This window comes from Lysinibacillus sp. G4S2 (genome assembly GCF_030348505.1).
Classification (GTDB): domain Bacteria; phylum Bacillota; class Bacilli; order Bacillales_A; family Planococcaceae; genus Lysinibacillus.
Genome location: NZ_JAUCFJ010000002.1, coordinates 2,718,046 through 2,739,133, shown reverse-complemented (window position 1 = coordinate 2,739,133; position 21,088 = coordinate 2,718,046). Strand labels below are relative to the sequence as shown.

20 protein-coding genes and 3 pseudogenes are annotated in these 21,088 nt (G+C 37.3%); 2 read left to right on the top strand and 21 right to left on the bottom strand.

Annotation, left to right across the window (positions count from 1 at the left end; all coding sequences use genetic code 11):
* Positions 1–139: 139 nt before the first annotated feature.
* The 4 genes and pseudogenes from QUF91_RS14135 to QUF91_RS14120 all read right to left on the bottom strand — a co-directional run bounded on the left by QUF91_RS14135 (position 140) and on the right by QUF91_RS14120 (position 3,019).
* Positions 140–706: a DUF4256 domain-containing protein gene (locus QUF91_RS14135; RefSeq protein WP_289418169.1), complete on the bottom strand. Its 567-nt coding sequence runs from the start codon at positions 704–706 to the stop codon at positions 140–142.
* Positions 707–844: 138 nt separating this feature from the next.
* A pseudogene (locus QUF91_RS14130) lies at positions 845–961 on the bottom strand (arsenate reductase); the annotation flags it as partial.
* Between the two features lie 112 nt (positions 962–1,073).
* Complete coding sequence (locus QUF91_RS14125; RefSeq protein WP_285397550.1) at positions 1,074–1,496, bottom strand: lipoprotein; 423 nt, start codon at positions 1,494–1,496, stop codon at positions 1,074–1,076.
* 449 nt (positions 1,497–1,945) lie between these two features.
* On the bottom strand, positions 1,946–3,019 hold the full coding sequence (locus QUF91_RS14120) for a phosphotransferase enzyme family protein (RefSeq protein WP_289418168.1): 1,074 nt from the start codon (positions 3,017–3,019) through the stop codon (positions 1,946–1,948).
* Positions 3,020–3,190: 171 nt separating this feature from the next.
* Between QUF91_RS14120 and QUF91_RS14115 the strand changes: the two genes are divergently transcribed.
* A complete protein-coding gene (locus QUF91_RS14115) occupies positions 3,191–4,315 on the top strand; it encodes an IS4 family transposase (protein WP_289418167.1) in 1,125 nt (374 codons plus the stop codon).
* 340 nt (positions 4,316–4,655) lie between these two features.
* Here the strand turns inward: QUF91_RS14115 and QUF91_RS14110 are convergent.
* The 5 genes and pseudogenes from QUF91_RS14110 to QUF91_RS14090 form a co-directional block, all read right to left on the bottom strand.
* Positions 4,656–4,886: pseudogene (locus QUF91_RS14110) on the bottom strand (helix-turn-helix domain-containing protein); the annotation flags it as partial.
* Positions 4,887–5,094: 208 nt separating this feature from the next.
* Positions 5,095–5,781 carry a Dph6-related ATP pyrophosphatase gene (locus QUF91_RS14105; protein ID WP_285397547.1) on the bottom strand — a complete coding sequence of 229 codons (687 nt, stop codon included), beginning with the start codon at positions 5,779–5,781 and terminating at the stop codon, positions 5,095–5,097.
* 114 nt (positions 5,782–5,895) lie between these two features.
* On the bottom strand, positions 5,896–9,066 hold the full coding sequence (locus tag QUF91_RS14100) for an ATP-binding cassette domain-containing protein (protein WP_289418166.1): 3,171 nt from the start codon (positions 9,064–9,066) through the stop codon (positions 5,896–5,898).
* A 132-nt stretch (positions 9,067–9,198) separates the two neighbouring features.
* Entirely contained in the window at positions 9,199–9,615 is a 417-nt protein-coding gene (locus QUF91_RS14095; RefSeq protein WP_285397545.1) for an SRPBCC family protein, read from the bottom strand.
* Entirely contained in the window at positions 9,612–9,938 is a 327-nt protein-coding gene (locus QUF91_RS14090; protein WP_285397544.1) for an ArsR/SmtB family transcription factor, read from the bottom strand. The genes QUF91_RS14095 and QUF91_RS14090 overlap by 4 nt, the downstream gene beginning before the upstream one ends.
* Positions 9,939–10,320: 382 nt before the next feature.
* On the opposite strand from QUF91_RS14090, the pseudogene QUF91_RS14085 reads away from it, so the two are divergent.
* Positions 10,321–10,443 (top strand): annotated as a pseudogene (locus QUF91_RS14085) (3-ketoacyl-ACP reductase); the annotation flags it as partial.
* Positions 10,444–10,603: 160 nt separating this feature from the next.
* Here the strand turns inward: QUF91_RS14085 and QUF91_RS14080 are convergent.
* The 12 genes from QUF91_RS14080 to QUF91_RS14025 form a co-directional block, all read right to left on the bottom strand.
* Entirely contained in the window at positions 10,604–12,463 is a 1,860-nt protein-coding gene (locus QUF91_RS14080) for a hypothetical protein (protein WP_289418165.1), read from the bottom strand.
* On the bottom strand, positions 12,451–13,212 hold the full coding sequence (locus tag QUF91_RS14075; RefSeq protein WP_289418164.1) for an ABC transporter ATP-binding protein: 762 nt from the start codon (positions 13,210–13,212) through the stop codon (positions 12,451–12,453). The genes QUF91_RS14080 and QUF91_RS14075 overlap by 13 nt, the downstream gene beginning before the upstream one ends.
* Positions 13,213–13,247: 35 nt before the next feature.
* Entirely contained in the window at positions 13,248–13,880 is a 633-nt protein-coding gene (locus tag QUF91_RS14070; RefSeq protein ID WP_285397541.1) for a TetR/AcrR family transcriptional regulator, read from the bottom strand.
* Between the two features lie 575 nt (positions 13,881–14,455).
* Positions 14,456–14,986 carry a DUF2004 domain-containing protein gene (locus QUF91_RS14065; RefSeq protein ID WP_289418163.1) on the bottom strand — a complete coding sequence of 177 codons (531 nt, stop codon included), beginning with the start codon at positions 14,984–14,986 and terminating at the stop codon, positions 14,456–14,458.
* A 118-nt stretch (positions 14,987–15,104) separates the two neighbouring features.
* Positions 15,105–15,812: a WGR domain-containing protein gene (locus tag QUF91_RS14060; protein WP_289418162.1), complete on the bottom strand. Its 708-nt coding sequence runs from the start codon at positions 15,810–15,812 to the stop codon at positions 15,105–15,107.
* A 429-nt stretch (positions 15,813–16,241) separates the two neighbouring features.
* The gene (locus QUF91_RS14055; protein ID WP_289418160.1) at positions 16,242–17,024 is read right to left on the bottom strand and encodes a hypothetical protein; all 783 of its coding nucleotides are present in this window, start codon (positions 17,022–17,024) and stop codon (positions 16,242–16,244) included.
* A gap of 19 nt (positions 17,025–17,043) precedes the next feature.
* Positions 17,044–17,454, bottom strand: a complete 411-nt coding sequence (locus tag QUF91_RS14050) for a hypothetical protein (RefSeq protein WP_285397537.1) — start codon at positions 17,452–17,454, stop codon at positions 17,044–17,046.
* A gap of 106 nt (positions 17,455–17,560) precedes the next feature.
* Positions 17,561–17,875, bottom strand: a complete 315-nt coding sequence (locus QUF91_RS14045) for a DUF5713 family protein (RefSeq protein ID WP_285397536.1) — start codon at positions 17,873–17,875, stop codon at positions 17,561–17,563.
* A gap of 67 nt (positions 17,876–17,942) precedes the next feature.
* Positions 17,943–19,607 carry an Imm51 family immunity protein gene (locus QUF91_RS14040; RefSeq protein ID WP_285397535.1) on the bottom strand — a complete coding sequence of 555 codons (1,665 nt, stop codon included), beginning with the start codon at positions 19,605–19,607 and terminating at the stop codon, positions 17,943–17,945.
* A 14-nt stretch (positions 19,608–19,621) separates the two neighbouring features.
* A complete protein-coding gene (locus QUF91_RS14035) occupies positions 19,622–19,849 on the bottom strand; it encodes a hypothetical protein (RefSeq protein ID WP_285397534.1) in 228 nt (75 codons plus the stop codon).
* A gap of 538 nt (positions 19,850–20,387) precedes the next feature.
* Positions 20,388–20,513, bottom strand: coding sequence for a hypothetical protein (locus tag QUF91_RS14030; RefSeq protein ID WP_289418159.1), 126 nt, complete (start codon positions 20,511–20,513; stop codon positions 20,388–20,390).
* Positions 20,514–20,580: 67 nt separating this feature from the next.
* Positions 20,581–20,991, bottom strand: coding sequence for a hypothetical protein (locus QUF91_RS14025; RefSeq protein WP_289418158.1), 411 nt, complete (start codon positions 20,989–20,991; stop codon positions 20,581–20,583).
* Positions 20,992–21,088 lie beyond the last annotated feature (97 nt).

The following is a 21,088-nucleotide window of genomic DNA, read 5'->3' as shown; positions in this document are numbered from 1 at the left end:
TTTAATTCTAAGTATCGCTAGTTTCTTTGTTGTTTAATCTATAGCTGCACACATTTTAATGGCTCATCAAGTAATTGAACCTGATAGTTGTCTTCCCCCAGATGATCTCCTCTAAATTTAAATTTATCTGTCTAAGAATTTAGACCTTTAGCGAGCCACGGAAGCCCCTTGCAGCATAGTAGGAATCTGCACCATTGTGGTACACAAAGACAGTATCGTAGCGATAATCACAAAAGATGGCCCCGCCGAGTTTTCTAATATTCGCAGGTGTTTGCACCCAGCTCGACGTTTTCATATCAAAATTTTCAAGTTTCTGCAGCTCACGGTATTGTTCTTCTGTTAAAAGTTCAATACCCATGGTAGTTGCCATATCAATAGCGTTATTTTCTGGTTTGTGTTTTTTCCTTGATTCCAGTGCTTCACGATCGTAACAAACACTTCTGCGACCTTTAGGGCTTTCTGCTGAACAATCATAAAAAATATATTCGCCCGTCTTTTTATCATGGCCAACAACATCCGGTTCTCCACCAGTTCCCTCCATTTCATTGAGTGACCACAGTTTTTCATCATTGGCTTCGAGCTTAGCTTGAACTTCAGCCCATTCAAGACCTTCATGACGTTTCATGTTTTTTTCAAAACGTGCTTTCAAAGTACTGAGTAGTTCCTCACGTTGTTCTAGTGACAACTCCTTATTTCTCATTGTCATATTAGTAGCCCCCTTATTATTTTTAGTGAAAATCTTATGATAGGGTGTTTAAGTATCCTGCAATCTTTTCCTTTAAGTCATCACAAGTATGAATAATTGTATCGTTTTTGTTTTGGAAAATCGATATGGTGCTACCATAATACCAGCATTTTTTAACTGTCCAACCAGTAGACATAATTTTCTTGCCCATCCTTCAGCCATTTGACTACGGCAAGAGTTCCCTGTATATAGGAAATATAGACAAGGAGTAGTCAGTGGAATTATTTGAACTACTTACTGGCGGAAAATTTTCAGACTTAAAATAATTCTTCAAAAAAGACCTGGGAGTAAAATAAGAGTGACCTAAATTGAAATAGGTTACTCTATTTTAGTTTACATTTACATCAAAAACAAAAGTTTCTCTTCCCTTATTCCAAATTGTTTTAAGTTCATAAATATAATATCCCTCTTCCGAAGGCATGGTAATTTTATTATCTTTCATTTCAACAATTTCACTTGTACCATCTTCATTCAGTCTAATAACTGTTATGGAAGAAGGGTTTTTCTCAATCTCAAATTTTAATGTATCTTCTTTTTCAACTTCTAAAGTTTCAAATTGATCTGCTAGTTCATTTGTATCGAGAGAACTTATTGTTTTAATTTCAACGTCGTCTTCGTCCCATTGGTAATCCTTTGCCATCATCATATAATAGTTATTATCTATAACAACTTTGCCTTGTGGTTGAGCAACAACTTTATTGCATCCAGCTAAAATAATAGCAAGTAATATAGATAAAATGATTTTCTTCATTTCAACATTCCCCCTTTTTAGAGTATCCTTATCTCCGACCTTACTTGTCTAATAATATGAATTCATTTTTATATTCTACTTCTCATGTTTGGACTCCTTTCCCCTATTTAATTAAGCATTTCTACAAGGAATTTTCTTAATGAATATGACATGTCAATTGTAGTATAAGAAACAGGATTTGATAATTAATTATTGGATATTTATGCTAATTCCACTATGGATTAATTGATAAAAAACGTTAAACAATAGATCCTACCAGCATTTTGACATAAAACCCACGTTAAGCCATTTGATGGATGTAAAAACCCTAATTTTTCTACGCTAAGCAGAAGAATTAGGGTTTCATATTTTTTCGTAATTTCCAAATAACGTCATGTTTAACTAACATATTCTATAGTCTAAGTACATATTTTCACAATATCATCAAAGCAAAGGTTGCTACAAAATGACTAAACATTTTGTTTCTCATATTCAAATGGTTCTTCACACGAGTAAATTTCATGGAAAAAACCTTTATACGGAATATCGTCCTCCAAGCATTTTATGAGATACGACAACTCCTCGTCACACTCCAGTTCTTCACCATTGTTCCGTAACACCTCAAATGCATCTACAATACCTTCCATAAGGGTTACTTGGATAAATAAGGGCAACTTATCCAACATCGAATTTTCGATTCCTGTCTCGGATTTGTATCCTTCGAGAACTGTTTCAAAATAATTATCCATGAACTTTTTCCGTTTACCAGCGTCTGGTTCAAATTGTATCCAGCCAACTCCTTGCGTCCAGAGACCTGCTAGATCAAACATATACCAACAGTAACATGAATTATCGAAATCATATACGGTAATTTGTCCAGTATCAAAATCTATTGAATAATTCCCGTCGTTGTAATCAAAATGGACCATACCGAAAGACTCACGATTCCTGTCCAATTCTTTTAGGTTTTTAAGGAGGTCTAACATCTTTTCCTTCAGAAGTGGTAATGAACCTGGTATCAGTTTCTCGATATATTCAGCAGTGTATTTGTCAAAAAAACTATACCGACTATGGACAGGAGTGTATCCTTTTGATAATTGGTGCAGTTTCCCCAAGACTTTACCGCAATTATAATAGTATTCGGTAATTGGGATTCCTTCCCGATACCTATAATTATTTTCCACAAGCATTTTTCCTTTAGCCTTTTGAAACATGCAGATAAAAAAAGTATGATTATTATGAGTTATCTCTTCCAGCAAATTCCCCTTCCGAGAGTTGACTACATCCGAAACGCTTCCACCATGTTCGAATAAATACCTGATATACTCGACTTCACCCTGGAAATCTCCCCGGCTTCTATCATTTAAGAAGGAGATTCTGAGTATTGTTGCGTCGGTACCCTCTTTCTCACAGGTATAAACGACATTGCGCCCTCCAATATGTGACCTAACCGGCTTGATTTCATAACCTTCCAACCCGTACAACTCTGATACTAATGCAAGTAAGTATGCATCACCGATTTTAACTACCTCATTATAAACCATGAATCTCCTCCTAATTTTATAAACTAGTTAAAAGTCACTAGCGTCGCATTAAAATAATTCAATGAATTTACAAAAACAGAATTTTCTGTAATAACGGCTATGCATAAAAAAATCCTTTATAATGGTTGGGCGGTAGTAAACCATCCAAATCCAAAATAAAGGACATACGCAATGGATAAGTTTACACGAAAAACATCATTTGAACAATGGTTTTCACCTATTTCTTCTACACAAATGGAGGAATTAGTTGAAACTCATCAATTAAATTACTATACAAAGAAGCTTCACATCGCTTCATTTTTAAGATTATTACTGTTTGCGCAGCTGAATGAAACGGAAAGCCTACGTGCTATCAGTGACACGTTATTTTCAGACGACTTACAAAAAGCAACGAATTTAGCATCCATCAGCTTTTCACAGCTAGGACGTCGGTTAAACCAAGTGCCAACTGAGTTTTTTCAACAGATTTTTCTAAACTTAGTCGAACAAATTCATACAAAATCAAATTTTGATCAACGCAGAAATACAACGACACCACTGAAAATAATTGATTCTAGCACATTACCACTGAATCTAAATAATCATCGGTGGGCTGAATTCCGCAAAACAAAATCTGGTGTGAAGCTGCATTTACGCCTTGTTTACTTAGAAAACGGCTATTCTTACCCCGACAAAGCTGCACTGACAAATGCGAAAGAACATGATCGTGGCCAGCTAGAAGTCCTGGTCGATGACAAAGAATGCATGTACGTCTTTGACCGTGGTTACTTGGATTATGAGCGCTTCGATCGTATGACAGATGATGGATTCTTCTTTGTCTCACGTCTGCGTAAAAATGCGGTAATACGTGTGCGTGAGCCATTTGAGCTACCTACAGATTCTAAAGTGTTATCCGATGAAATGATTGTGATTGGCACGACGCAAAATCGTGCTGAAAATCTGTTCCGTCTTATTAAAGTATTGGATACGAAAGGTAATGAGTTACATCTCATTACCTTTCGTTTTGATATAAGCGCTGACGAAATTGCGGAGCTGTATAAATCGCGCTGGGCAATTGAGTTATTTTTCAAATGGATGAAGCAGCACTTGAACATCAAGAAATTTTACGGGCAAAGCGAGCAAGCTGTGCATAACCAAGTGTACATCGCCATGATTGTCTACTGCTTAAATGTGATAGCTCAGCTGGATACGAGTAGTACACGAACGTATTTACAAATTAGTCGGTGGTTAAAAGCCGCCCCATGGAAACCCGCACATATTTGGATTCGAAAAATCGAAGGAAAAGCGATTCCATAAAGGTTTTCACACTTCTGTCGCCCTCGCCAAAGGATATAGTAAAAAAAATGAATGTTTACTACCCTCTGCTTAAGTGTCTTCGTTTTTATTCTAAAAAGATAAAAATAAAAAACAGAAAATTCAGTTAAAATTTTTGCGACGGTAGTGGTTAAAAGTATTCTATATAATTCAAGCCTTTTTGCTATTAAAATCAAATCTTAGCAAATGGTTGCTTAATGAACTATGCTGAATCTTCAGTTTAAGTGGAATTTTTGCAATTTTGAATTAATTTTAGCATTAATATACATTTTTGTATAGTTTAACCGAATTTTTTACAGCTATTTTGAAGTGAAAATATGACCTAGTTATTCACTTCTGATAACTTTCTATATAACGAAGCTCTAGACACATTCGTAATTTCACAAATTTGATTTACAGTCATGTTCCCTTCTTTATACAGCTTTACTGCATAATTCATTCCTGCGTAATTCTTATGATATTTCTTCAGAAGACCTTTAAACTTACCTCCCTTCTGAGCCAATTTAATCCCTTCAGGTTGTCGCATACGAATAAGATCTCTTTCTAATTGAGGAATACTTTGAAGATTTATCGAAACAAAATTGCTCTTTATCGAAACTATTTGGGTTTTTATCGAAAAACAAACTCTTTAAAAATTTATCTCAATAAGAATATATCTGCCACATTAAATAAGAGCATGTTTCGATTTTTTCAAAACATGCTCTACTTATAATTCATAGGCGAAACAAGAAAACCGTCTGTAAGGTTTTCCTTCCTACCATCTAATCTAGTTCCAAAGGTAAAAAAGCATATTCTCCGTCTCTAATAATCTCTTTTTTACGAACTGAAATAGGATGCTTAAAAATTGGCCCATCTAGTACTGTAGTATGGAACTCTCCACCTTCTCCGCAAGGGTCAATACCACGATCTTCAAGTTCCTTTACGTATTCATGAGTCAACGTTCTCCCTAAATCGTCCTCTCTCATTCCTAGAGATAAATTAACAGTTACAATGATTGTTACAAATCCTAGGTTAATGAACTCATCGACAGCTTCACAATGATCCATTTCCCATAAAGGCATGCCTAGTTTTAATCCAGCATTCTTCGTAACCTTATCATGCCAGCAGCCATGTTCAGGCATATCTAAGTCACCTGTTACTAAAACTTCTGCACCTTGATTTTTAGCTTTTTCTAAAAGGCGCATAAATTCTTTTTCATAATCGGTCCAACTTGAAGCGGCCGTATAAACAGGCAATCCAATAGATTTAGCTTGGGCACGTATGAGTTCGGGAGGCATTCCATGAGACCTTGAACGTTGCCCTTCTTCTTCCAGCATGACGATTAGTCCAATTGCTTCTCCATCCTTCGCTGCTTTATAAAGAGCTAAGACACTATCCTTTCCTCCGCTAAAAGAAGCTATAAATTTATGCCCTTGAGCACCATTTTTCCAATTCATTAATTCTGCCATTCCTATCTTTCCCCTTTTATTCTAATAACTTTTTACATGCTCTTACTCAGAATAACATAAAAACACATTTGCAAATTAATTTTGCAAATGTGTTTCTGAGGTAGCTTTCTTTAATTAATTATTTTGTTCAAGGCATTGGTAAATTGCCATCATATCTCTTTTATTCAACTCGCGAATACGATTGAAAATTGGAATATCTGCAACAGCTTCCGTTCGTAAGCTTTCATCCACAACATCTCTTACTTTACCAGTTAGCCACGTTTGCACGTCTACACCATCGACAATTTCCTTACGCCCTTCATCATTGATACCACTTTCATAGCAACTAACACATGGTACCGATAATTTAAACACACCATCGTGAAGATTATCTTCTGAAATGACTTTCTTTCCATTACAGAATGGACATTTATGACTTGCTTTAATTTTATTAATTTGAGTGACAAGTTTTTTATAGCCAAATGCTTCGTACACGTACGTTAGTTTTTTGTATTTTCCGTTGGTGAAATATTTATCAATAATGGTTTCTCTCGTTTCGTCAATATTGGCAAAATCACAGATTGTAATTAGATTTTGGCTGCTTATCGCTTCGATATTATTTTTAATTTTGTCCCAAAATGGTAAAACATTTTGTAGTACTATTTCATAACCGACAAAGCTTGCTAGTTCTAATTCAAGCATTTTTAACGATACTTTTGTTTCCCTTGGAAGTAAGGAGACATCTTCTGAAAGAGTCATATCGCCACCAACTATTACTTTTAGTTTTTCAAGCTCTGGTAAGTTCCCTACTGTTTTTATAACTTGGTCGATCGGTTGATGAATAATCTCACGAATATCAGTGTCTCCGAATGTTAGTTTTTTCTTATGGTTTAGGACTGCTCCTTGACAGATTGGACAGGGAACCATTTCTTTTGAAGCTTTCATTTGCTCTTTAATAATTGATTTCGAAATAACCATATAACGTCCAAGGATAAAATTAAAACCTTCCCATTTTTTCGAAGACTTCGTTGCTTTATCATAAAACGACTTTTCCCAATAACCATATAGGAATGTATGTCTTTCTTCTTCTGTCATGTCATTGTAGCTCTTACTAATATCTTGACCCAGCTCATTTTTAATCTCATCAAACAGGAACTGCAATTTCGGATATTGATAATATTTTAATACTTCCATCACGTCTGGATGTAATAAACCATCCCAGAATGGCACTGTTTTGTCTTGAATGACTAAATCAAAATCAAATTTTTCAATTTGCAGGCGACCAGAGCAGCTTGGGCAATGATTTTCCTGACTAAAGAAATCGAAGCTTCTTGTATCTTTATTCGTCGGATGTGCCGCCACAATATGGTTAATCAGGCCGCCAATTTCATACAGAAAGCTATATTGACTATACAAATGTCTTTCAAGATCAATGGCGACGACTGGTGCGATTATTGCAGATTCGTATTCAGCATAAATTAAACGGGCCATTGAGGATAAGCTTTTTAAAATACCGCCCTTATAGACGTTTTCTGCATTTTTAAAATAGCTAATATGATTTTCTTCTAAGTAATGAATGCCCTTTTTTGAATCTAGTGTTGAAGATATGTGCAATGAAGCAACACTATTGATATTGTTATGTTGACTAAAATAATCATCGTGACTGACAACATCAAGATGTCGAACAGGTTCCTGCTGTCTTTTACCAAAATCAACGATAAAATCAGAGCTTTCTAACATATAGGCATTATGTTCAATCATCATAATAGAGATAGATTCATCTTTCAGAATGTCCCTAACACTATCAATAAATTGGTTTAAAATATTTTGGGATAAACCTTTTGAAGGCTCATCAAAAATAAACAGCGTATGGGGGTTTCTTGAATTTGAAAACAGCTCAGAAACTAAATGAACACATTGAAATTCACCTGTTGATAAGGATTGTGTTTTTCTTTCTAACGTCAAATAACCAAGTCCCAGCTTGATCAGTAAACTTAAACGTTTATGAGCGATGTCTTCATTCGGAAGCTCCTCAATAATGTCCTCAATTGAACGTTGAAAAATATCGTCAATTTCGTCACTGTATTTGGTAAGTTTCTTTTTGATATCAAGAAACGTCGCAACAGTTGATCGGCTAGTAATCGATTGGTTTCGGTCTTGCCCGACCATGACCAGTTTATCTTTTGGATATCGTTTTAGGAAGTCCATAGAGATACACTCATTGACAAGGGTCGATTTGCCACACCCAGACTCCCCTGAAAAGGTGACAAGTCTATTTTTAGGAATTTGAATTTCTGCCATTTCAATATTACGACAGTAAAGATCATGAAATTGATAATAGTCTGTTGGCATTACCTGATTTCGTTCCGAATAAAGAGGTTTTGGACGTGGTGATTCTTCGACAATTTTTCCGCCGTATTTCCCACTACCAGGTCCAAAGAACAATTGCTCATCCGCTGTATTTAACACCGTGTCAGAATGATCAATAAGCCAAATTTGATTTTTATAGCCTAATTGTTTGATTTGTTCTAAAATTTTCAACAGAGTTTGGTGATCAAGTCCGACAGAAATTTCATCAATAATAATCACGGTATTTTCACTGGCCGCCATAAATTCTGCCAAGTAAAGTCGTGTTAGTTCCCCGCCAGACAAGGTACCCATGATGCGGTTTAATGTTAAGTAACCAATATTCATATTGATAATATTTTGAAGAATATGTTGTCTTTCCTCGCTAATATTTAATTCCTCTGACAGGGAATAAATCGTTTCAATGCTTAAATTGTTAAGATCAGAAATACTATGTGGTTGATTCCATAATTCTAGTTTATATTGCTCCACTTCCGGATTATAACGCTTGCCCTCACACTTTTTACACTCAACATTTTTAGTAGTGCCTCGCCCTTTACAAGCAGGACACCAGCCTAATGCATTATTAAAGGAAAAAACTTCTGGCGAAAGATCAAACTTTTCTGCAAGATTTTCGCGAATCTCTTTAAAAACGCCTGTATGAGTACCAATCGTTGAACGTGGATTGGAAGAAATGGATGATTTTCCGAGAAAAAGTACTAAAGGCATGTTCTCCATTTTGATAGCACTGAAATTCGTTTCCATAATATCGGGGAATAAATACTGATATTCAGCCTTTGGCAATAAAGAAACGAGACGCTTCTTGGATTCTTCACCAATCGTTTGGCAAAATGTGGTTTTACCAGATCCGGACAATCCAGCAATTCCTAACGATTGATCTTCCAGCAAGACAACATCTAAACGATTTATATTGTTAGCAATTAATTGATTTATTTTCATCGTATAATCTCTCCATTCAATCTAGTACTGTCATGTTAGCGTAACTTCAAATGCATTTGCTTTGTTTACGAATCGACAAAAATGACGCTTTTCGTGTTCCGAAAAGCGTCCAATTGTTCATTTATAAAATAATTACAATGCTGCTAACACTTTTTCAAGCTGAGTCCCCATGTTAGTCCAAGCATATTTAGCTCCCTCGATTGCTCCTTGGCGGGCTTTCGTTGCTTCACTGAATCCAGTTTGATCTAGGTGTAGATTAGTAGTTCCATCTGCGCCTTGTGTCAATGTCCATGTAACAGTAGTGGTTTCTCCAGCACTTGCCCAAGTGTAAGATAATGTATGAGGTTCTTCCACTTTAAGCACCTCGCAATTGACAATTCCATCCCACCATTCATTTGGCTCTGCTCGGAATTGAAATTTATGCCCTACGACTGGTTTAAAGTCATTTTTCCATATCCATTTTTCAAGTGTGTCTGAATCCGTTAATGCCTCCCAAACCTGCTCGATTGAACTTGTGAATTGATAATCTAAAGATACATCTGCTTTCATTTTTTTTCCTCCAATAATAGATTTAATTTAGCCATTCTTTCTTTCCAAAATCCTTCGTAATGCGATACCCAATCTTGAATTTCTTTCAACGGTGTGGCATTTAAGCGATACCTCGTTTCCCTACCAACCCTTCGAGCCATTACGAGATCAGCATCTTTAAGGATAGCCAGATGCTTAGAAACTGCTGTACGACCCATTTGAAATTGAGCCGTTAATTCGTGAAGAGGTAATTCTTCTACATCCGACAACAAACGTATTAATTGACGTCTTGTTGGGTCAGCAATCGCTGCATAAACATCACGCTCTTGATATTTCTCGCTCAAAATCCCCTCTCCCTTTTAAATTGGACACTAAATGGTGTCTTAATTATATGACACCATTTAGTGTCCAGTCAATTTTTATTTTGTGATAATGGCATTCGTTTTATACTTTTGTTCATGTAGTTTATGATTGATTCGCCATCTCCTTCATTTCCATGCATCATCTTAGGTTGATAAACTCAAGAGAAATCTTACTTCTTTTTCTCAGGACCTCAAAACTTCTTTCAAGAAATATAAATCGAAGTCTTTTCTATTTCTTAGGTGAATGCCATTCATGATAATTGGTTTAATTCGTTCTAACCAAACATCTGCCGATATCTGCTCTTCTTTAATTAAAATGGTGTAAAAATAGGATCCACCTATAATATCGATGAGATAGTCAATAGGTTACTTACCACTGAAAAGAATTTAAACACCAGATGATATTGCAGAGGCTATTTTATTTCAATTGACTCAAAAATCAGCGACCGGCCAAGTTTTTACAATTGATAATGGTCAAACACTATGAATTGATAAACACCCTCTTATTTGATTTCTAAGAGGGTGTTTGGATATTAGTATGCTTTTACCAAATTGTATGTTTTGCTCCATTTCCACAGCCAATACAAGTAGTTGGTGGATTATACAGAATGCTGCTGGAAGTATATTTTGGCTTTTCTTTGGCTGTTTCATCGTTTCCTCATTATTATTCTAGTCATAATCAGAGCACTCACACCAGCTAGAATGAAGAAGATGCATACAGGTAATTGAATGTTATCTTGAAGATATAAGGCAATAAACCAACTTCGTACCTTTACATCTAAAAGCTTGAGTATAATGGGCACAATCCCCTGTGGCAACGTGAAGATAATCCCCATCGTAACGAGTAGTCCTACCAAAACGGTCTTGCCTGCAGATAGTTTAGTGGATGACTCCTCTGTTTGAGCTACTTTGATATCAGTGGATTGAACGATTCCGCCACACTGCATGAAAGAAAGGATATCTGGACCATGAGTTTCCAAACGACGGTATGCCAAGCGTCCGAAATACCAAGCAATGAGTAGGCCGGTACACACTCCCATAGGTACACCGGTCCATTTCAGCCAGTTTTGATGTAGCAACGTTCCTAAGGTCACTATGATTAATGTAGGAATCGAAGCAAAAAGCAGCAATACCAACAACAATAAATTGGTTAACAATAATTCTCCTGCGTTCATGTCATCACCAGAGACAATGGTTCCGCGTCCGCGTCGATGTGGGTCTGTCACAGGTATGATTTTGTAAACTGAGAGGAACAAGATTAGTCCCGCCCCTCCACCAAGTAGTGATGGAAGCAAAGCAAAAACCCATACCCATGCCCAGTCCAACTTGCTGAAATAAAGGAATAAGAGAGATATTATAATCGAAGCTGGTGCTACAATTAATAACCATGCAATCTGTCGGCCTCGTACATCGATTCGTTCTGAACCCGGTGTCGTAATAGTCATCCACAGTGCACCGCCATCAAACCCATAAAGATTGTTCGAGAATATGCAAGTAAACATTACGAGGACTACGCCGGTCCAGGGCATTAATAAAGTAACGCTGCCCAACGATGCGAATAATCCATAGAATAACCCCGTCCATAGCCCCATTCGCAACAATCGACCTCGCTGTGGATCCCGAATCCAAGTATTCAGTTCCTTCAGAACAACTACCCCGATTTTGGAGATTTTTGGCGTTAGAATGTTGGCACAAGTAAGAAACATTGATTTATTTCTGCCATCTTGATTTATACGAGCCTCATTCTTTGTGCTCGCTGACAGCATTCTTGCCCATACAATGAATAGCAAACCACACAATAAAGCCAAACCACAGAGTACACCTATAGCTGAAAAGTAATTGGATTGATTTACAGCTTCAATCGCAACCAACGCCCAGCCAGTTGGCAATATTCGTGCCACCAAGGAAATTGCTGGTGATGGTCTCTCTACTAATAGGTTAATTTTCGGAAGTAAATACCAACCTACATTAAGAAAAGCTATGACGGCTCCAATGATTAGCGCTCCGAATTCCAAACCTAGACGGGATTTCGATGCCTCCCCAATCGCCCCCATCACCACTTTGGACATCAGCATGATGATTGCCAGTTGCAACAACATCGCAGGTACAGCAACGATAACAGCCCAAAAGCCAAGTCTTGCTGCATAAATAATGAGAGCGAAACTGGCGACTAAGCTAACGATTGGTCCGATGCCGATGAAAGAGGCACCGAGTAACCCTATAGCCAATTTTCGTTGGGCAATAGGTAGCAAGGTGAAGTATTCCGTTTTTAATGTCCCTTCTCCGCCAACTAACATAGGTCCTATGATCCAACCAATCATCCAAAGGCCAAAAGCGATACAGAGAAGATCTGCTGATGTATCATTATTAAATAGCATCGCAAGTAAAATCGTACAAACTGCCAGCAATAGACCGATGACCCCGCCTATTATCATGAGAATTGCTCTTCCTCCGCTCATCGAGTGATGAAGCAAAGAAAGCTTCATTCGAACCATTACATTAACCATGATAGTGTCTTTCCTTCTTCAGGACGCTTCCCAACTAAGTGAACGAAAGCCTCTTCTAGACTTTTACCATTACGCACCAGATCCAATGGCCCTGAAGCAGCCACTCTCCCCTTCGCAATAACAGCAACATGATCACACAACTGCTCGACCAACGCCATGACATGGCTCGATAAGATGACAGAACCACCACTGGCAACAAATTGCTGCAAGATGGTTCTAATTGTTAATGCAGAAATAGGATCAACCGCCTCGAACGGTTCGTCAAGCACAAGAAGCTTTGGGGAATGTAGAAGGGCCGTGGCAAGACCAATCTTCTTTCTCATTCCAGTGGAATAGTTGATAACAAGCGTACGCTCATCGTCACAGAAATCCAAGATCGCAAGTAATTCTTCTGTACGCTCGGCAACCGTCTTCGCATCAAGTCCACGCAGTAATCCCATATAAGTCAAAAGTTCACGCCCGGTTAATCTTTCTGGCAATGACATGCCATCCGGCAGAACCCCGACTAACGTCTTAGCATGTAAAGGATTTGACCAAACATCAGCACCAAATATTCTCGACGCTCCACGGTCTGGGCGTAGCAGGCCTACAGCCATAGATAATAGAGTCGTTTTTCCTGCACCGTTCGGACCTACCAAACCGAAAAATGAACCGCAAGGCACAGTCAGGTTGACACTGTTAACTGCGGTTTGTTTCCCAAATTGTTTGCACAGCCCGTGTAGCTGAAGGGCTGAATCCCATTCTGTCATCCCATTTTCCTCCTTAAGATGGCTTTTGATGATGCTCACAACGTTACGTTCTTATCGGTAGCCAATTTAAACAAAGTGATCAATTCTTTTGCATAAGCATCAAGATCAAGCTCGGGATTCATTCTAATTTGCGGAGGCACTCCATCAATCGCCTGCCTAATTGTTACCGCCATAACTCTGGGAGAAAATGCTCGGAATTCTCCGTTCATTTGCCCAAATTGGAAAATCTTCTCTAAGTCGTGAATGGCTGCCTCTTGAAGACTATAAACAAATGACTCCTTTCCTTCTTTAGGCCGGATGCCAGACCAAATTTCTAATAGAGCGAGCATATACGTTTTATGTGCAGACATAAAGGCAATGTTGCTTTCGATATATACGCTTAACATATCCCTTGCACTTGTGGCAGATTGTACAAGCGGGCGCATATAAGATTCACCAGAAGTGTACACCTTTTCAATGACCTGCCGGATTAACGCTTCTTTACTTTTGAAATGGTAGGATATCACGCCCGTACTAATCCCTGCACGTTTGGCAATTTGGGCTAAGGATGCTTGTGCAAATCCCACACTGGCGATCGTCTCGATTGCGCACTCTACAATTTGCGTTTGTCTGGCAGCTTCAATAAAACTAAGTTTTTTTTGATTGTTTGTATTATTATTTATATTCATATTTTAAAATTAGCATGAGCGTTCAAAAAATTCAAATGTTATTTTGGTCTTTTTTGGAATTTTTAGAAATGATGAATCTAGGTTAAGGTTAAATTGCGTTTTTTAGGATTAATAATCGATATAAATACGAAAATGTATTTAAAGGGTCCTTGCTGATATTGAAGAACCAAAACCTATAGATGTCGAGTCCGACCTTATCATGGGAGCTACTATTATTTTTTTATAAAAACAGAAAAAGCCCGCTTCTCTAAATTAAAGAAGCAAGCTTAATGCTGTATTACTTTTTCAATTATTAGTAGTAAACCAAACTGTATGCTTAGCTTCATTGCCCCAGCAAATACAAGTAGTTTTCGTAGTTGGTGGGTGAAACGGAATGTTACGAGAAGTATATTTTTCTCTTTTTTCACTTTTTCATTGTTTCCAAATTATTTTTCTCGTTATAATCAAGGAATTCACTACATTTCTATTGTAGGATTCATCGCACTTTTTTATAGATGGTACAACTTTAATGCAAATCTACATCATTTCGTTTTTTAATATTCTCTGTTTTTGATTTCTTCTTTTCAAATTAAGATTTAGCTTTCATGAGAAATGCTATATACCTCAAAATTCTCGTCAAAGTATACAACCAAAAGCTCGTCGCTATAATTTTCATCCAGAGAAAAATCAAAAACACAATCGAGCTGATGCAGTTGATTCGCACTAATCCGAATACATCTCGGTTCCAACACATCAATTAATGCTTCGTTTGTTATTTCCTCAACAGCTACCATACTGAGAGTCTCTAACAAATATTTTTGATAATCTTCATCTTCATCAATTACTTCCGTCACATATTGAATAAAATAAGCAATTACTGAATCAGTATGACAATTAGCAAAAAGTGTAGACTTTGCTTTTTGATACATTTCAGGAATATGCTCAAGAAATTTCTGTACAATTGCTTGATTGTCATCATTTAAAATGCCATCAAAAATATCAAGGCTTGTCTCAATCTCTTTACCCGCCAGTGTAATTGTAAAATTTTTAAAAAGCCCTTTATCAACAGGCACGTCTAATTCTCCAAATAATGAAGTGTGAAATTGATAATTTTTCAACGGAATCATCTTCTCCCCCTATAAAATAGAAAAATTTACAGCTATCCATTGCGAACCGCTCTCATCTCTTTACTCCAAATGCGGGTCAATCTTGCTATAATCCATCTAATTTATTGTAGACTTCAATTTAAAACGCAAGTAAATCATTATACATTGTCTGCTGCGTTGCCGTTAATTGTCCATCAGAGTACATGATAGCAAAACGCTTCAATGCTAAAAGTGCATTCTTCTTCAAGGCTGAGTCTAGTTTCCCAGTAATTTCAATTTGACCAAAGGCTGTTGCATAAGTTATCATGTCACTTTGCATCATATCCATTTCATGCTCTTTTGCGATATCACGTACAGCTTTTTCATCCAATGTGTCAACTGATATATAATGCATTCCCCATATATTCTCTATTAAATGTTTCGGGAAAGTAGCAAAGTCAATGATGCGCTTCTTTCTTATGACTTCTTCCATTTCATAAAGTGTATCAGACCCTTCATCACTACCAAAAGGTGCTTCTTCATCACCACAATCATAATAAAATTCTTCTGTGAAATGAGCGACAAAACGTGGGTGTGACGTTTTTGGATGTGGGCCATATTCCCCTATATCAAAGTAAAGACAATTATCAAAATCAAATGTAGGATTTTCTTGATACCCTTTCTTCATTTTACTGACAATTAACTTTTGGGCTTCTTTTTCACAAATTTTTTGTGACTCAAATTCTTTCATTTCATACTTCCCAATCGTTCCATTTTTCCCGTAATGCACACATATTGTCATCCCAAAATAATCAATTGTCCAAAATTTATTTGATTTTTCGTCTTGATATGTAAAAGCTTTTTTCATCTAACTGTACATCCTTTCCAGTGTTGTCTTTATTTCGAACTTTCGTAATACTATTACACACTCTTTTGTGGAAGAAAGGCTGTTTTTAATCCATGCACCAAAATGCTTCTTACTATCGCATAATCATTAAAATCACACACTATATCAATTGATACTTTGAGAAATATTCCTTGTATTGATGAAATCACGCAATTTGCAGATACCATAGTCAAAGACATTAAGTGATAAAGAAAGAGTCTTCTCGTATTTCTGGTTGTCAATTAACCCATTATTCCCAAGTATAAATGTTATTTTATGAATAGAAGAAGCATCGACCAAAATCACACACCCCTTTGTTGAAAATTTGGATCAACGCCACTGTTGAGACTGTATTGAGACAAAAATAGAGTTCATTTCTTCTTGGCATTTCAATTTTTAATATATTCATTACTACTTAAGTAGCGCCGACCAAATTTGTATATTTACACTACAAGAAGGACAGTTTACCTCACCAGCTAAATACGGCAAATCATGTACAAGTTCGTGTTCTCCAATCAATACTGCTTGTTCCGCTAACAATATTTGCTCCATATCTGAAAATTTCGAGGCAGGTACAACTTTGCGAGCCTCTTGTTCCTTGACGAAAACAGGGTCTTGTACAAATGCCTGTGTAGCTCCCTCCCACAAAAATACATCTTCCTTGCAATGTGGACATATAGCAATATACTCATCCCCTGTCACAAACGTCAATAGCATATCCGCCAGTCTATACGCTCCTCGATAAGTCGCATCTGCGGCGAGAACATAACGCTTTTCCACATTATCATCCAAAGTAGTTGCGTAGGTATGCACATCTTTTCCTAATAACGCCATCTCACGTATTGCCTCAATATAGCTATTGTAAATATTTGCTCCGATATGTTCATCAAGTATCTTTAAAGCTGTCGGAAAGCTACTATCACCGCGACTCGCCTCAATAATACCGCAGATAATAAACAAATGATGTTGCACTTCGGGATAATTCGTTGAACAAGCTATCTGCATCAAATAAGGAACAGCTGCATATGTCACTGTATAAATAGTATTTTGATGAAACAAATAGCTTTCAAAAAGCGCATCAACTGTTTCTTGGTCGTATGCTTGCTTCAATCGCTGTAACAACACTGGTACATTCTCTGCAGAGCCATATGGTCCTGTAAGATTTCCCCATACGTTACTCGTCAATTCAAGCAAAACGAACACCTCCCTCTAATTACCACTCACGCCAATCATCTGTTAACTCATAACGTCCAAGATTCTGACTTTTAGTAAGGTCATCAATATCAATTCCACGTTGAATCAGCACTTGGTCAAAATAATCACAAAGCTCCTCTCGTTCGCCAGTTTCAATCAATCCGCCTCCACCTACCTCATTAATCTCATTTAGGGCAAGTACCGCTGTTTCAATAGATTTCATAATGGCAGGATAGCTATCTGGCTGATTTGGCAGTTTCGCAATGGATGCTGCATACTGCTCTAGCACCATTTCCGTCTGATGAATAAAACTATCTGGAAACAATTCCGCGTAAATACAGTCATCTTTCTCAATCAATCCAGCAGTAAATTCTTCCTCTTCTTCTCTTTTCGCATTGCGCCAGCGTGACGTTGGTCGAATATCTTGCATAGGCCATTCCCCTTTATCTTGAATTTCTAATTAGTAAAAAACCCCTCTTTAAAAGCCTTAATGTAGAGTATGGGTAGCATCGTAACAGTTATTTAAACATAACTCACTACCATTCACGTTCTCTTAATGCGTCTTCAATATCAATCTTCACGTTGTATACATCCAATATATCCATAACAGTTAATGCAATACTATCTCGTGCAACCGTTTCAATTTCACTGTCATGTTCTAAAAACTCGTCTTCTAAATCATTAATCGCACGTGTAATTTCATCAAATTTTACTTGTATATCTTCTAATGAATGGGGACCTTGCTCTAAATAGCGGACAATTTGCTCCAATAATTCTTTAATTTTATCAACTAAAAATGTAGGATAATAACTATCTTGATACATTCCCTTTAAAAAAATGATTTCTTTCATCTTATATTCCTCCAATAAATCTATTATTCTTCTATATCCAAATAAAATCGGTTACTTTTCCCCTTTATTAATCCAATATTGCCCTAGAAAATAACTCATATATCAGTTCATCATTTTCACAGGCTTGTTTAAATCCAACAGCGAATCGCAACAATGCGTCTTTTTTGTCGGCATAAGCACAGAAAATATCTGCTTCTGGGTCGAAACGCACAATGCCTTCTAGCTCTGGCAACTTCTCTTGCAAATACATTTCCGCAAGCGAGCACCAGTCGTAGCCATTACCTTGAAATCCTTCATCTGCGCGTGTTTCAAACAACTCCTGTTTATAAATGCCTACTTCTAATAGGAGCGAAATATTTCCACTATCATGTTCTAGCCATCTAAAAGGTTTTAGTTCTTCATTCATCATTTGAGCATGTAGATTAGCTACCTTATCCGTTGTAAAACTTAATAGCCCCTCTTGACTTACAATTTCCCCCTGCTCTATGCGTTCATTTAACCAACTTGAAACAAAGTCTGGGGCATATCCTCCTGTACTGAAACCTTGTGCAAGTGCAATGATATTCTTGTAATCCGCTAAATATTGAGCTTGCGTCACCTTCGAATTAGCACCAGTGTACAACCAAAACTGGATATCATACATCAGCATGGATATCTCGTCTGCATGTAAAGCAAAATAGCCTTTGTCCTCTACAATCTGCGTACAAATACCTCGAATAACTGCTTCTATCCGATTTCTCTCTCCAGCTTTCTCACATAACGACTGTAACAAAGGAGAGAATGGTACATGTTTCACCATATCCAAATCGTCAAGTTTATCTTGTTCAGATGTATCGAATACTTCCTCATTCACCAATCCGACAATAAAAGTCGCAAAGTTCTGCGCAAGGAAAGTAATATAGTAATCTGCCTCTTGATCTACATGTACAACAGCAGGTTCGCCATCTGCACCACATGTACGATAATCAAGCATAATGATATCATGACCTGCTGACGGGCAATCGGCTATGACAACGCCAATATTTGGGTAGCCCCATTCTTCCAACATAAAATTGCTTCCCAAACTGCCACACAAGCTATCAGCCTTTTCGCGACCAATGCCCATCATCCCTGTAATCGCCACATGATCTTCTGCCCATGAAGTCGGCATAGCCGTTGGAAAACAAGTGTTTACTGGAATACCGCCGTTCTGTTGTTGCATAAACCAAATATAATCTGCTGGCAATTTATAGCCAAGTTCCTCTTCTATAGAAGCAATCATTTCGGTAGTGGGGGATACTTCTACATAATTTTTATCCGCATAATCGCTTTTTTCCCAAAATTGACTGAAATCACGCTCATGAAAAGGTACAAGCTTGAAATCATCTAGCGCTTTTGCTGACTTTTTCATAATATTCCGACAGGCTACTATATACTCTTCAGTTCTAGTATCAAACTGTAATTCCTTTGCTTTTTCAAATGCAGCCAGTGCTTCTTGCCATTGTTGGCTATAGAAATAAGCATAGCCAACACGCCAATGCCAATCCGCATCTTGTTGCCCCTGTTTTTTTACTGTGCATAACTGGGATAACGCTTCATGATAACGCCCTACATTATTAAGCGCACGACCATAATGACCTACTATTTCGTAATCTCGCTCTGACTTAGACAATTGTTCAATCGCTTCTACAATTTTGTCATGTTGATTTTCCTCATACCATTTTTCTAACATATTCAATAATTTTTTTGGCATAATCCAACTCTCTCTCAATCATCTTGTAATTCAGCTAAACAAGTATCTTGTATTTCTTGTGATGTTTGGCTAACAATAATGCCTTCCTCATGAATCACTATATCAATCAACTCTTTTGCTTCCTTTAAAGAACATCCGGATAAGTCTATCAATTCTTTCATAAAAGGCAGATAATAACGTTTTGCAAATTTTTCTCTATATTTATCAGAATCTATTGTTGTGTTGCCAATCGGATAAAACATACTTTCACTTCCTTAGATATTAAAAAATTATACTATACTTCAAATCAAGAAACAAACATATGTTCTCGTTTGATCTATAAAGCTCTAAAGTGAACCGTTAGCTGTAAGTGAGTTTCATTGTCATAAATAGATGATATTAAGTATTCGTAGTAATCATCTTTGCTATCTTCAACAAGAGTTAGATCTACATTGTATAATCTAACTCTTGTTCCTACCCAAATTTTTTCTTCATCTCAGATGTTAATTAAAGGAATCCATATAGATGTTTCCATCGTGACACCACTAGCCATTAATTACTTTTACTAACACTTGAAATTTAGACCAAACGCAACTATTATAAGTATCCGTTATTTCAAATACATAGGATGTTGATAAAATGAAGCTTATAGTTTCGTCGAATTTGCCTATAAAAACTACCAGTACAGCGGTTGTTGCTATTGTAACTACCGCATGAGCAGTGTTTTCCCGTAGCGAAAGGACAGTGAAAGGTACAATCGTTCTTGGCGAATATTTTAGATACATGATTGAGGCTCCTTTTCTAACAGATAGAAGATGCCATTTCGCGTCCATCACTCAGTTCAAGTGCCCATAGTCGCAATGCAGCAAACGCTACACCCCAACCTTCACTGACAAGTACACCTTCTTTCTCTAAATCAAGCCACAAACTATGCCTATATTGCCGGGTATCACTGTGCGCCAGCAGATTGAAACATCTGCCAGTACAGTTTTTCTCATGAAAAAGGACTCCCTTCAACATTGGGTAAATCGCCGCGTTCGTAATTTTCCTTCATTTCAAGAGCAAAACTGTTAACTCGGCCCGTCACTAGGTAGCCAACAATCAGCCTTACATCATCGGATGCATAGGCGGCTAGGTCAGAGTGACTAGTCTGTCCAATGATTGTTTCGTAAATTTGCTTACTGGCGCGATCCTGAAGCATCTCTATCTTCTTTCGATCCGTTACCAACTTACTGTCAATGATAGCTGTCAGGTCGCCATGTGCAGCCATCCATTGTGAATCAAACGGATCGGCATCCCGCTGATCCAGGTACTGATCAATGACATCAGGATTGCCATATTTCGGATTGACTTTATATGTGGACAACAAATCGATCCAAGCAGTAGTCTGATTAATATCTAACAACAGAATTCACCTCTTTCTTGATTGTTCTCCAACTCGGAGGTGGTGAACAAATCTGATTTTTTATCAAAAGCAACTGCGATTTTAACTATCTTACAGC